The sequence below is a fragment of the Sediminibacillus sp. JSM 1682029 genome, from assembly GCF_041366435.1.
Lineage (GTDB): Bacteria > Bacillota > Bacilli > Bacillales > Amphibacillaceae > Sediminibacillus > Sediminibacillus terrae.
Genome location: NZ_JBEWYY010000006.1, coordinates 115,047 through 127,885, shown reverse-complemented (window position 1 = coordinate 127,885; position 12,839 = coordinate 115,047). Strand labels below are relative to the sequence as shown.

Annotated in this window: 16 protein-coding genes; 10 read left to right on the top strand and 6 right to left on the bottom strand. The window is 43.4% G+C overall.

From position 1 onward, the window contains the following. The first annotated feature begins 5 nt into the window (after window positions 1–5). On the top strand, window positions 6–1,256 hold the full coding sequence (locus tag ABVF09_RS11835) for an MFS transporter (RefSeq protein ID WP_371069266.1): 1,251 nt from the start codon (window positions 6–8) through the stop codon (window positions 1,254–1,256). 75 nt (window positions 1,257–1,331) lie between these two features. Here ABVF09_RS11835 and ABVF09_RS11830 read toward each other — a convergent pair whose 3' ends face one another. Then, window positions 1,332–2,249 carry a class I SAM-dependent methyltransferase gene (locus tag ABVF09_RS11830; protein ID WP_153464392.1) on the bottom strand — a complete coding sequence of 306 codons (918 nt, stop codon included), beginning with the start codon at window positions 2,247–2,249 and terminating at the stop codon, window positions 1,332–1,334. A 106-nt stretch (window positions 2,250–2,355) separates the two neighbouring features. After that, window positions 2,356–3,228 (bottom strand): LysR family transcriptional regulator, encoded by an 873-nt coding sequence (locus tag ABVF09_RS11825; protein ID WP_371069265.1) that lies wholly within the window; start codon window positions 3,226–3,228, stop codon window positions 2,356–2,358. Between the two features lie 117 nt (window positions 3,229–3,345). On the opposite strand from ABVF09_RS11825, the gene ABVF09_RS11820 reads away from it, so the two are divergent. From ABVF09_RS11820 to ABVF09_RS11810, 3 genes are all read left to right on the top strand, one after another. Beyond that, window positions 3,346–4,065, top strand: a complete 720-nt coding sequence (locus tag ABVF09_RS11820; protein WP_153464397.1) for a GNAT family N-acetyltransferase — start codon at window positions 3,346–3,348, stop codon at window positions 4,063–4,065. A gap of 1 nt (window position 4,066) precedes the next feature. Then, window positions 4,067–4,603, top strand: coding sequence for a GNAT family N-acetyltransferase (locus tag ABVF09_RS11815; RefSeq protein ID WP_026770793.1), 537 nt, complete (start codon window positions 4,067–4,069; stop codon window positions 4,601–4,603). 339 nt (window positions 4,604–4,942) lie between these two features. After that, window positions 4,943–5,443 (top strand): hypothetical protein, encoded by a 501-nt coding sequence (locus tag ABVF09_RS11810; protein ID WP_153464401.1) that lies wholly within the window; start codon window positions 4,943–4,945, stop codon window positions 5,441–5,443. A 63-nt stretch (window positions 5,444–5,506) separates the two neighbouring features. Here the strand turns inward: ABVF09_RS11810 and panF are convergent, their stop codons facing one another. Together panF and ABVF09_RS11800 are read right to left on the bottom strand one after the other, a co-directional pair. Beyond that, the gene (gene panF, locus ABVF09_RS11805; protein WP_153464403.1) at window positions 5,507–6,940 is read right to left on the bottom strand and encodes a sodium/pantothenate symporter; all 1,434 of its coding nucleotides are present in this window, start codon (window positions 6,938–6,940) and stop codon (window positions 5,507–5,509) included. Continuing rightward, window positions 6,937–7,224 carry a YhdT family protein gene (locus ABVF09_RS11800; RefSeq protein WP_026569275.1) on the bottom strand — a complete coding sequence of 96 codons (288 nt, stop codon included), beginning with the start codon at window positions 7,222–7,224 and terminating at the stop codon, window positions 6,937–6,939. The genes panF and ABVF09_RS11800 overlap by 4 nt, the downstream gene beginning before the upstream one ends. A 253-nt stretch (window positions 7,225–7,477) precedes the next feature. On the opposite strand from ABVF09_RS11800, the gene ABVF09_RS11795 reads away from it, so the two are divergent. From ABVF09_RS11795 to ABVF09_RS11780, 4 genes are all read left to right on the top strand, one after another. Further along, entirely contained in the window at window positions 7,478–7,831 is a 354-nt protein-coding gene (locus ABVF09_RS11795) for a DUF4260 family protein (protein ID WP_026569276.1), read from the top strand. 168 nt (window positions 7,832–7,999) lie between these two features. Then, a complete protein-coding gene (gene rlmD, locus ABVF09_RS11790; protein ID WP_371069264.1) occupies window positions 8,000–9,394 on the top strand; it encodes a 23S rRNA (uracil(1939)-C(5))-methyltransferase RlmD in 1,395 nt (464 codons plus the stop codon). A gap of 192 nt (window positions 9,395–9,586) precedes the next feature. Further along, on the top strand, window positions 9,587–10,054 hold the full coding sequence (locus ABVF09_RS11785) for an HI0074 family nucleotidyltransferase substrate-binding subunit (RefSeq protein WP_321172159.1): 468 nt from the start codon (window positions 9,587–9,589) through the stop codon (window positions 10,052–10,054). Continuing rightward, window positions 10,055–10,345 (top strand): nucleotidyltransferase domain-containing protein, encoded by a 291-nt coding sequence (locus tag ABVF09_RS11780; RefSeq protein ID WP_026569279.1) that lies wholly within the window; start codon window positions 10,055–10,057, stop codon window positions 10,343–10,345. 221 nt (window positions 10,346–10,566) lie between these two features. On the opposite strand, the gene ABVF09_RS11775 is transcribed toward ABVF09_RS11780, so the two are convergent. Continuing rightward, entirely contained in the window at window positions 10,567–10,794 is a 228-nt protein-coding gene (locus ABVF09_RS11775) for a hypothetical protein (protein WP_371069263.1), read from the bottom strand. 84 nt (window positions 10,795–10,878) lie between these two features. Further along, window positions 10,879–11,490, bottom strand: a complete 612-nt coding sequence (locus tag ABVF09_RS11770) for a TetR/AcrR family transcriptional regulator (protein ID WP_371069262.1) — start codon at window positions 11,488–11,490, stop codon at window positions 10,879–10,881. A gap of 190 nt (window positions 11,491–11,680) precedes the next feature. Between ABVF09_RS11770 and ABVF09_RS11765 the strand changes: the two genes are divergently transcribed. Both ABVF09_RS11765 and ABVF09_RS11760 read left to right on the top strand, forming a co-directional pair. Further along, window positions 11,681–12,442 carry an SDR family oxidoreductase gene (locus ABVF09_RS11765; protein WP_371069261.1) on the top strand — a complete coding sequence of 254 codons (762 nt, stop codon included), beginning with the start codon at window positions 11,681–11,683 and terminating at the stop codon, window positions 12,440–12,442. 138 nt (window positions 12,443–12,580) lie between these two features. Continuing rightward, a complete protein-coding gene (locus tag ABVF09_RS11760; RefSeq protein ID WP_371069260.1) occupies window positions 12,581–12,829 on the top strand; it encodes a DUF3949 domain-containing protein in 249 nt (82 codons plus the stop codon). Window positions 12,830–12,839 lie beyond the last annotated feature (10 nt).

Sequence of the window (12,839 nt, the reverse complement as noted above, 5' to 3'; positions counted from 1 at the left end):
CGAAATTGAATCGATGGGAGTTATTTCAACAAAAAAGCTTTGTCGTGTATTGGCTTGGTTACCTGTTTTCTGCTATGGGTGATTCGGTCTTCATTTTAGTGGTATCATGGTTTATTGTGCAACTAACGGGTTCTGGTGTGATGATGGGAACCTTTCTGCTTTTTGTGGGCATACCCAGAGTGGTAATGATGGTTTTGGGAGGCTCGGTAGTAGATCGCTTTTCTCCCAGAATGGTCATGCTTTTTTCGGACATCATGCGGGCTGTGATCTTATTGATTGTCGCAATCCTTTACATGACGGGCAGTTTACATATGCCGGTGCTCTTGGGGTTCGGGGTAATATTTGGAGTGGTGGACGCGTTTTATTGGCCATCCGTAACTGCAATCAGACAACGCATCGTGGTAGAAAGTCAGTATCCTCAGTCCAATAGTGTCCTTACGGGTACATGGCAAATTTCTGCAATAGTTGGTCCGGTGTTGGGTGGGGCGTTAATCAGTTTGCTGGGCTTTGGTTGGTGTTTCGGTGTGACAGGGATGTTGTTTTTTATTTCAGCTATCACCTTGTTCTTTATAAAACTTCTCCCTAAACAATCTGTGCCTGATACCGCTAAGGAAAGCAAAAAATTGCTTTCGGGTATGTTTGATGGTATCAAGTTTATCCGACAAAGTCCTTTATTATTAGTGATTATTACCACCGCTCTTTTTGGTAACGCGGCCATGAGCACGATAACGGTGGGACTGCCCTTTTTGGCTGAGGATTACCAGGTAGGAGCGGAAGGATTGGGGTACATGTCAGCCAGTCTCGGAATCGGCGGCATCCTGATGTCTGTTCTATTATCTGTGGTGATTATTATAAAGAAGGCGAGCCCCCGCATCATGATGGCTGTTCTCTTTTTTCAAGGGATGACCATTTTATTTATCGGTTTCACCCAAAACCACTGGCAGGTCGCTTTTCTGATTGGTTTGATTGGGGCTTGTGGAGCTGTGCTTGGAATCTTCGAACAAAGCATCTCTCAAAGCATCATCCCTCCACATTTAATGGGCAGGGTATATAGTATCATTTTGGTTGTTGCCCAAGGCGTGACACCACTGGCTCAGGCACTGAGCGGCTGGCTGCTGGATGTATTGGATGTTCATACGATTTTCGTTATTGGCGGGCCAACTCAAATGATCGCCGCAGGTATCGCATTTTTTCTTCCGGCTGTCATCTACCACAAAGAAAAGGAAAAACCACTAGGAAAGGCTTCGACATCTTGATATTGTAATAACTTCATTGTCTGCCACAAGAAAACGAACATCCCGATCGGGGGGATGTTCGTTTGACAGAATTGCTTATTTTTTGACCGCATGAATGTAGTGTATCGTCTCAAACGCAGTTAAATAGTCGGAACGGTTCATGAAAAATCGCTTCTGGATTGTCTCCGGTGATAAATGTTCATAAATAAGTAATCCTGCATCCTCTAACATTTTCTCCATTTCGTTAAAAGAGAAACTGGATTTCATTGGTTCACCGCTTGCTGCTGCCATTTGCACCATATGTTGGACCCTGTTCGATATTCCTTTTTCATCAAAAAGTGTATCGTCTGGGTAATCAAAAACGATCGAACTGCCCGAAGGCACTTTGGCAAACAGTTTCTTCAATAAATCGGCATTTTCTTCTTTCGTCAGATAATAGGACACGCCTAAAAGACTGAAGAATGTTTTGTTGCCGGGAGAAAAACCTGCTTCCACAAGCGGCTGCTCCGTAAATCCTCTGGTGAAATCCATCGGGATAAAAGAAAGGTTGGCCGGCACTTCATAGTCCGACTGTGTCACCCGTTCCCTTTTGAATGCTTGTGTTGCTGGGTGGTCCACTTCGAATATTTTTAACTGCTCCCTTAATTCGGGATGTCGTAAACTAAAGGTATCCATGCCGGCGCCAAGAATGACATACTGCTTAGCACCTAATCGGATTTCATGAAGCAATACACTTTCACAATATGCTGCACGTGCGAGCGGAGTAGGAGAAAGTTGAACTTGCGTAATCCATTTTAATATTTCATCTGGTTGGTCTTGAAACTGTCGGGCTATTTTTTCATTGAAAAAAGGAACCCCGTCGATCATGTTTTCACGGATGTCGGCGAATTCTTTTTGGGTGATCAGATTCTTTGCGACAAAGTCATCAAATACTTTTGGCTGGTCGTATTCACTGTGATAAACACGGGCGAATGTAGAAACAAGAGAAGTTAAACTGGACTTTTCTTTGTTCATTTATTGACCGTCTCCCTTAAACAAAATAAGATTCCCCTGGCCAGGAGAATCTTATTATACATTCAAGTCATGTAAAAGTAAATTATAGCATAACTAGAATTTTTTGTCAAATATTTAGTTTGCCGTTATTCCGAAGCTTTTCCACTACCGTTTGAATTGCCTCTTCTTGTCCTCTACTTTTCTTGTAGATAAAATACACATTTTGAGCAGGAATCGGTTTTTGGGACCCGACGGTAAGGGGGACTAAGTCTGTTCTTGTACGGTCCACCATTTCATCCGGCAAAAACCCTACCCCCTCCATTTCCTCGATCAGTTTCATTTCCAGCTCACTATGTCCGACTTCTATTAACGGCTTGAACAAGTCACTGCCTATTTCTTCTTTCAACCATTTTTCAAAATGGTGACCCCAGTTCATATAAATCCACGGCAAGCGGGGGAGTTCTAGTATGTTTTCCAGGTCTGTACCAGCGAAGTGCTTGTGCCCGTATAAACGATAGGTATCATTCAACACATGAATGGAGACGATGTTCGGGCTAACTGGTTTGTTATAGACAAAGCCAGCATCAATCGTGCCATCGAGAACTTTTTCAACGATGATGGGAGAGTGATCTGTTTCCAATCTTAAGGAAAAAGAAGATGATTGGAGATCTCTTATTATTTGGACCATGGTTCCTCTCCAAAGGGAGTAGGTAGCAGCGATAGTGATTGTGCGAAGGGCGGCATGATGTTCAGAAACCATCCGCAAAGACTTATTCCATAATTCCATTTGCCTTTGTAAATATGGCAACAGTTCTGTCCCGATTTCTGCTAGTTTTATCCCTCTCTTGCTTCTGGTCAGCAATTGTTTGCCGTAAAAGTTTTCTACTGCTTGAATTCTGGAAGTAACGGTAGACTGTGTGATATGTAACAGCTCTGCTGCTTTGGTAAAGCTTTTCACATCGGCCACGGTCAAAAAGGTTTTCAATTGTTCGTAATCCATTGTGCAAATCGCCCCTCTATTATTGGGAAATTCGATGATTCATATCGAAAAATTCGTTTTGTCTATTATAACATGTTGGATTAAAATGGTTGTCAAGAGGAGCGGGAGGCGAAAACAATGGAAAATCTTCAAGCATATATCGAGGCGTTTGCCAATGCATGGATGGAAGTGAGAAGAAAACCGAACACCCAACTGGAAAGACAACCACTTTTTATCAAAGTGGATTTCGGGGAGGAAGTGGCAGGACGAAGGAAAGAGTTTTTCGTTGTGCGGGAATCTGTCGATAAGGGGGATTTTCTGATGGATCAGGAAGACCATTGGGTAACCGTGATTGACGATGAAGATCCAGGAGAACTCGTCCATTATGAACAGGTCGCGAAAGAATACTTGATGTACCATTCCACTATCCAATCCGATGACTGGCATCTCGTCGAAAATGGAGACAACTCTATCAAGAGAATTGAAACGAGAATACTGGCCAATAAGGTCAATGCTTATTTTGACAAAGACTTTGCCGACGAAGAGCGACTGGAAAATACTTCTGTCGAGTACGATGTCCTATATGAAAAAGGGCAATTGGCGGGACACGGGAGGGTTTCGTTTCTGGGAGATAGAAGTCTCTGTTGCCTGGACAATATTTTTATAGATTCCAAGTATCGCAGAAAAGGTCTGGCGAAAAAGCTTTGTTCCCACTTGCTTGCCAGGTCGGCTGAAAAATCGTGCAGTCGTTGTATCCTGGGAGCTTCTCAACAAGGGATGCCATTGTATAAAAAACTGGGATTCGACATTGTTTCCCCCATGTATGTCTATCAACGCAAAACGGAGGAGGAGAAATAGAGTGAAATACCCATTCCCTGAACAAGTGAAAACAAATCGTTTACTGCTTCGTAAGCCAAGGCCGGAAGATGCCGGGGACGTTTTTAAGATAGAAAGTGATCCAGAAACCAATCGCTATAGACCGGCCGGGCCGATGAAATCGCTTGAAGAAGCGGTCGAAACCATAAAGGAGTGGCGGAATAATTGGTCGACCGATGGCTATGGGTATTGGCTGGTCGTTTTGCCGGAAACAGATGAAGTAATCGGCATCACCGGAATCAGACAGATTTGCTGGCGGAAGCGGGATGTGCTGAATTTGTATTATCGGTTTTCGCCTAAAGCATGGGGGAAGGGCTATGCGGCAGAAGCGGCCGCTAGTTCGATTGAAATGGCCCGCAATTACTTGCCGGAACTTCCTGTCCTGGCAAGAATCCGTCCGATTAATACAGCCTCCCGGAAAGTCGCGCAAAAAAGCGGACTAAAGCGCAGGCCGGATTTGGATACAGCTGGACATGAGGTTTTTGCTTTGGGATGGGAGGGTCTTAACGGAAATGGTTAGAGGAAAATAGGATTGTGAAATGTCATTTTATGCAATCACGGTTTATGTTAGTATTGGTTAAATTGTAACTGGATGGTGAGGTTCGTGTTTAAGTCGGATTTTGTAAACTATACAATTCGGATTATCCTTATGTGGGTGACTTACACAATAGTTGTCTCAAGCCAGGAGGGCTTCAGGAATAACACCGTGCTATTAGCCATTGTCACCATTTTGTATCTGTTGCTTTCCTCTATTTATGTGAGAAAAGCGGTAAAAGCGAGAAAAAAAGAAAAGGAATCCTGCTAATTCCGGTAAGAAGAATTCGTTGGCAGCAAAAATAGAAAATAGTGAGGCAATTACATGCGAAACATATTCATACTTGCGTTAGTATCGTGTACTATCCTGATTGGCGGATGCGGATCAAAAGAGAAAATGGATTTTTACGAGCAAACGAAAAGCACGGATTTATCAGATGTGACGATCGACACTTTGACGTTGAATGCAAAAGAAACCCAGGTGAAAGAGGTATTGGGGGAGCCGGATTTTACGGAAACAGTCGAGGAGCCTCCTTCCACGTACTACATATACGGAGAAGACGAGAAATTATATGATTTGGATATCAGGCTTGTCGATGGGAAAGCAAAGCGGTATTTCCTGGCGAAAAACATTGTTCATTCGGACCTTGGAGACCTGATTGGTAAGTCTGAACAAGCTGTGTTTCAGACGTTCGGGGATGATTACTATAAACGGATGGACACAGGCACAAATGTGATTGGCTATATTGACAAGCAAAATAAAATAAATATGGAATTCACGGTCGATGAAACGGTCACAGGCATCATTTTATCGGAAGTAGAATGAAAGCTTAAGCCCCGGGAACACAACTGTTTTCCCGGGGCTTGTTTCACATAAATAAAATTCTCTTCAATGCTTCAAGGGTTCTTGTCTCATACTCAAGCTAAATCCGACATAGGCAAGCAATGCCAGCAAAATCGATGTCACCACTGCGTGCATCCCGAATGGCTCGGGATAAAAAGACTGGAAGACTATATAAGAAATAATACCGACCAGCATCGAGGCGATGGCGCCATATTTGTTGCCTTTTTCCCAATAAAGGCCCATTACGATCGGCCAGATGAAGGCCGCTTCCAATCCGCCGATGGCAAACAGGTTCAGCCAAATGATCAAGTCCGGCGGGTTCACCGCCATCAGGAACACCAGGATGCCAAGCAAAGCGGTAATCCCCATGCTCATTCGCTGGACTTTTTTTCGGGACGCTTCCGGTTTTATATAATTGATGTAGACATCTTTGACGATTGTGGAACTGACAATCAACAAAAGCGAGTCGACCGTTGACATAATCGCCGCCAACGGTGCAGCCAAGACAACCCCTGCCAGCCATGGAGGGAGAACCTCCAGAGCAATGAGCGGCATGACTCTGTCGCCCACCTCGATGCCAGGCAAAATCGGTCTGGCGAATACCCCGATCAAGTGCATGTTCAGCATGATGACTCCGACGACGATGGTCCCGATCATCAATGCCAGATGGAACGACCTCGTATTTTTATAGGACATGGCCCGTACGGCGATCTGCGGCAGGGCGACTACACCGACTCCGACCAAAATCCAATAAGAGGATACGTAAGGTGCAGTCAATGTTCCATCCGAACCAAAAGGGGTTATCAGGTTGGGATTTTCCGCCTGCAAGTCTGCCATGATTTCCGAAATGCCGCCGCCAGCGATGATGACGGCTATTAACAGCACCAACGTTCCGATAAACATGATGCTTCCCTGGATGGCATCGGTCAACGTGACGGCACGGAAACCGCCGAATGTCACGTAAATCAATACTGTCACGACAAAAATGAACAAAGCCGATGTATAAGACAAACCGGTCAAGGATTCAATCAATCGCCCCCCGCCGATCCATTGCGCCGCCATTGCCGAAAACAAAAAGACGACGATACTGACGGCTGACAGGAGGACGACAAGCTTGGACCGGTATCGTTCCTTTAAAAAATCGACCAATGTCGTGGCTTTATATTGCCGGGTCACAATGGCGAATTTTTTCCCGAGGATCATTAAGGTAAAGTATCCAGTTGCCACCTGTGTGACGGATAATAATACCCAGCCCAACCCTTCATTGTAAGCTACACCCGGGCCGCCGATGAAGCTGCTCGCACTGCCGTAGGTAGCCGTCATGGTCATCGCCAGGACGAAACCACCCAAACTCCGGCCGCCAAGATAGTAATCCTGGACAAATGATTTTCCGCTTGTTTCTTTTCGGCTTGCCATCAACCCGATAAAAAAGATCAGGGCGACGGAGCCGAATAACGTAATTGCTGCTTCCCAATTCATTGGTCCTCATACACCTCATCATCAAAGGATACATCCGTGAAAAAATATTTCACGACAATAAACACAAGTGCCGCCATCACGACGACTCCTGCCACACAGCTGTAGAAAAACCATGCCGGCAATCCGAAAACATATGTATATTCTGAAGGGTCTTTTCCGCCTAATCCATAGGCGAAGGCAAACCACCAGATGAAATTGAAAACTGCTAAACCGATACCGATAAGTGCTTCTCTGTTGGCGATGCGAAAACGGGCATCTTTTCCTCCCGAAGGTTTTTTCTTCAAGGTTCATCCCTCCCTGGTTGAATTTTAAAGCAATAGACTTTCTCCTTTTCATCTATTTTAAAGGTTTTTCACCCTGAAAAGCGAGAAACTTGTTGGCATTCGTTATACCCTTATAGACCTTAGCGCGAATTTCTGCGTTATTCAACTCTGGGAGCCTACGGTAGAGGAATCTAGCTTTTACTTGTTGAATAGGGAAGCTATGGATATATCAAGTATACAGAAAGATAAAATACGGAAGAAGGGGTTGAGCACAATGTCTTTACGGAATGTCATATATGTGGAGTATGTTATCGGTTTTATTATCTGTCTGTTTATCTATATAAAGCTGGACTATTCCATCCTGTTATTTTTTCTCTTGTTATTAGTCCCTGATCTTACCATGGTCGGTTACTTATTCAACCTTAGAATAGGTTCTCTTGTTTATAATATCGGACATAGTTTGATAATACCTTGCATTTTACTTTTCATTGCTTATCTAGGTGGATTTTCTTTCCTCCTGATGACTGCTGTGATTTGGATTGCACATATTTACTTAGACCGCTCCCTTGGCTTTGGGCTAAAGTATTCGAAAGGTTTTAAAGTAACACATTTGCAAAAAATTGACTGATTGTATGGGCTCTTGGCAGTAGGGTGGCTGGTTTATGGAACTGGCAAGAAATTTATCTGGCATCTTGCAGAAAAACATGTTAAAAAAGGATAGGAATCAACTTAAACTAGCAATCCCTTTAAGGATACGATAGCGTAATAGATTCCGTTACTGGAGGGAGGAATGATGATGCCGAATTCAAAAGCGGAAATCATGGATACTGAAATCGATCATTTAGATAGAAAAGGATCCGGCCGCGCGGTTGTCTGGCGTGACACCGGAAACGAAAACCCGCGGAAATTAAAGCTGATGGTGCCCAAAACGCTTCCAGGCGAAAAGGTGCGGGTCTCTGTAGAGAACCCAAAGGCGAGACGGACCAAGGGGAGATTGGAAGAGCTTCTGGAAGTCCATCCGGAAAGAACCACGGCGCCATGTCCGCACTTTGACAAATGCGGGGGATGTGCATGGCAGCATTGGCAATATGAAGGGCAGCTGAAGCAAAAGACTGCCCACGTGAAAGATGCCTTGATATCTCAAGGATTCAATCCGGAATTGGTCCGGGACACCATTGGCATGGACGAGCCTTGGCATTATCGCAATAAAATGGAATTCACTTTTGCCCCGGACGGCTCGATGGGCTTGCATGAGCAAGGGAATTTCCGCAACATCATTCCGCTTGAAACATGCCTGATTGCGGGCGAAGAGATGACAGCAGCTGTCATGGAAGTTGCCGATTGGGCGAAAGAATATGCATTGAGCGGTTATGAAAAGGAAACACACCAGGGGCTGTTACGTCATTTAATGGTGAGACAGTCGTTTGTGACGGGAGAAATCATGCTTGGATTGTTTGCGACGGAAGGCCCTGACGGTAATCTGGCAGACGCCGCCGACCAGTTGAAGAAAAGAATCGAAGAAAATTATCCGCAGGTGAAAAGCTTGTTATGGCTCGTGAATACCGATTGGGCGGACCGTACCCAGGCGGAGGAAACCATCCTGCTGTCGGGACGAGACTTCATTTATGATGAAATCGGAGGCTATCGCTACCGCCTTTGGTTCGATACCTTTTTCCAAACAAACCCTGTACAGGCCCAGAAGCTGATCGACCTTGCTTTGGAAATGGGGCAGCCCAAGGAAACAGAAAAAATGCTCGAGCTTTTCTGTGGAGTCGGAACTTTTTCCCTCCCGTTCGCAAGCAAAGTCGGAAAACTTGCCGGCATAGAAATCGTGGAAAGCTCGATCGAATCGGCAAAACGAAATGCGTCAGATAACGGCATTTCCAACACGGAATTCTTGGCTGAGAATGCCAGAATGGGAATTGACCAGGTGCTTGGGAGACTAGGCACGCCTGATATCCTGCTATTGGATCCACCACGTGCCGGTGCAGGCGGAAAAGTGATGCGCAAAATCGGCCGTGCCCAACCGCAGCGAATCATTTATGTATCCTGCAACCCCGAGTCTTTTGCTGTGGATGTGAAGGAACTGGAGCAATTTGGGTATTCTTTGAAGGAAGTACAGCCGGTCGATTTGTTTCCGCATACGGTGCATGTGGAGTGTGTGGCTATAATAGAAAAGAAAAACATTTAATGACGAAGGAGTTCAGTGATGGACTCTTTTTGTTTGAAATAACGGATTGGAAAACAATTGGCCAACTGATTGTACTTTTTTCATAAAAACGGGATTCCTAGTTAAACTAGAATAATAGTTAATTACAAAACACAATCAGGTATAAAACTAGAAGAATTCTAGGTATAATAAAATGAATAGGGTATTAATATAGTGAGATTAAAAGAAAAGGCGGTGGATGTTGTGGAAAAAGATACGGACAAGTATGATGAATCGTTACGTCTTTCTTATAACCATGCTAACCGGATGTTGATTCACTTAAAGAACATAATAGATAATTACGAAAGGTTGGAAAATCCAGATGATATTACACTGGAGGTCTATCGGGACTCTATTATAAAAAAGTATGAGATGCTGGAAGATTTACTATGGAAGTTGCTGTCAAAATACTTTAAATCAACTGGCTTAAATCTAAATAATCCTCGAAGTTGTTACAAACAGGCTTTTAAGGAAGGGCTATTAGTTGATGTGGAGGTATGGGATGAAATTTTATTGTCAAGAAATGCTGCTTCCCATGTTTATAATGAAGAAGACTATGAGAAAATAAAAGATAATATTGTACAAAAATATGTACAAGCAATGGAAGATTTTTTGCATGAATTTAGGGAACGGGTGTTTTAAATGTACGGTATTCATGAGAAAGTGTACAAAAGAATAATGGAATACTTCAAAAAGAATGATCAAATAAATAAAGTAGTTCTTTTTGGTTCAAGGGCAACCAATAAAGCCACAAAAGAGTCTGATATTGACTTGTGTATAGATTATATTGGTGATACTAAAGGTGAAGTGGTAGATGCAATCAATGAAAAAGCGGGTTTGTATAGTTGCGATATTGTTCTATGTAATGAACTGAACAAAGAAATAAAAGATCAAATTAATCGTGATGGAATTACGATATATGAGAAACAATAATTCCGAAGAGTACTAAGATAAAGAGTGAATTTTTTTGCTGTTAAGGAGGGAAGTAGTTTCCGAACTTAACTGAGCAACAGAAATATTTTTAGCCTTTTGAATTTGGTAATATCCACAGTTAGTCTTGTATGAAACTCGTCCTTACTCATAAACCAGCTATTAGAAAGACGTCTATCACTTTCACAACTTTCAGCATTTACGCATTGACAAGCCTGTCATTTTTATTCAGTTGAAGTGCCTTTATTCTTTTTATGATAAAGAGCAACAAAAAACAACGAAACCAATTCTACAAACCAAATAATCCATAAAATGAACTGAACTTGCCCAATAGGAGTACCGCTTACTCCACCGTTTGCAAATTTATATAACCACACATATTCCCCCCACATAATGATGGCAATTAGTTGGGTAGATAACGTTAAAATGAGCAAAATAAGTAATCTTGTCATATAAAAACCTCCTTTATATATTTCATTAGTTTAGAAGCTTTTCTATCAAAATTTCAATATCCCTTTCAATCAACAGTGCTCTCGTTATTTCTCCAAATCGCTCCGTATCATGAACCTACTATTCACCGGACTGAACTTCAACATCTCCAATAACTGATCGGCCATATAAGACGGCGACAACTTGAATCCGCCTTCCACCCATTCCATGATCATACCGAAAATTGCATAGGCTTGATAGCTGGCGTGAAGTTCCGGATCAATGTCGGGGCTTGGTTCTATATCAGCTAAATCATGCAGCGGCAGTTTTTTCAATTCGTTGGTGATTCGTTTATGAAATCCAGGCAGAGCATTGGACTGGATAATCAATTGATAAAAGTTTGCATGGGCGTAAACATGCTCGAAAATTTTCACGGCCGAAGAAGATAGACTGTTAAATGTGAAGGAATCTGTGTCCTGATAGGGTTGGCGGTAGGAGTCGACCAGGTCCGTGATGACTTCCTCGATGATTTCTTCCAGCAATTCTTCTTTATATTTGTAGTGTTTATAGAACGTTCCCCGGTTATAATCAGCAAGCTCCACGATATCCGTGATAGTGATGGCCTTGAAATCGTGATTTTGCATCAAGGTAATCAGTGCGTTTTGTAGTGCTTTTTTCGTACGTTTGATCCGTTTATCGATCTTTTGGTTAGGTGACAATGTGATCCTCCTTTGTGCATTATCTGCAGTTTATTCAACAAAAGGGCTGGATTTGTTACTAACTGTACATTTGCAGGATGCATTGGTCATTGTGCTTCTTGCTTCCTTCTCATTATACTATAGTTAGATGTTCATTAATGAACATCTGTTTAGTAAATATGATAAAAACAATGAAGGGGAGGGGTAAAGCATGAAACTGAAAGATAAAGTTGCCATCGTAACAGGCGCAGCTTCAGGGATGGGAAAAGCAATTGCCCAGTTGTATGCTGCGGAAGGTGCAAAAGTGGTGGTCGCTGACATCAACCTGGATGGAGCAGAAGCTGTAGTGGAGGAAATCATCCGCAATGGCGGAAATGCCAAAGCTGTTTCCGTCAATGTCATTAAACAGGAAGATGTAGATAAAATGATCGATACAGCAATCAGCGAATACGGCACGTTGGATATCCTGGTGAACAACGCTGGTATCATGGACGGATTTCAACCTGTCGGGGACATTGAAGATGATCAATGGGATTTCATTTTCGATGTCAATACGAAAGGTGTCATGCGAGCGATGCGCAAAGCGATTCCAATTTTCCTGGAAAAACAAGCGGGCGTCATCATCAATACCGCTTCTACCGGAGGGCTTAACGGTGCGCATGCCGGGGCTACTTACGGTGCATCGAAGCATGCGGTGATCGGGCTGACGAAGAACACAGGCTTCATGTATGCCGATAAAGGCATCCGTTGTAATGCCATTGCTCCCGGTGGAGTAGAAACAAATATCGGTTCTTCCATGAAAAATATCAATCAGTTTGGCTTTGAGCGTACCAAATCTGTGCGTGATGTCATGCCTCGGACCGGCAAGCCGGAAGAAATCGCGAAGGTTGCCCTGTTCCTGGCTTCAGATGAAGCAAGCTTTGTCAACGGAACGGTAGTAACAGCCGACGGTGGCTGGACAGCCGCATTTTAATAAATGTAAAAACCCGGAATTGGAGGATGAAAGTCCTCTAGTTCCGGGCTTTTTTTCTTGCACGGGTTTCATTTACGCTGAAACTTTCAAGAATTTCATTCGTAAACACTAGTAATACCAAAGCATGGAGGGTTTTCTGTGTGGACTATATTTCTGGTGCTGATCTGTATTCTGGTTGTCGTAACGGGGGTCATGGTGCCCATGCAAGTCCGCTACTTAAAGGCTATGAAAGAAGAAATGGCACGAAAAAGAATGTCCCAGCAGGAGTATTTCGATAAAATGCCGGTCCAGGAAGAAATGCTGCATGCAACGGCCCAGAGCCATCCTTTTCTCATTCCGGCCAATTTTATTGCCTGGTTGTGGTTGAAGTGGAAGAAGGAATTATGACATTACGCCT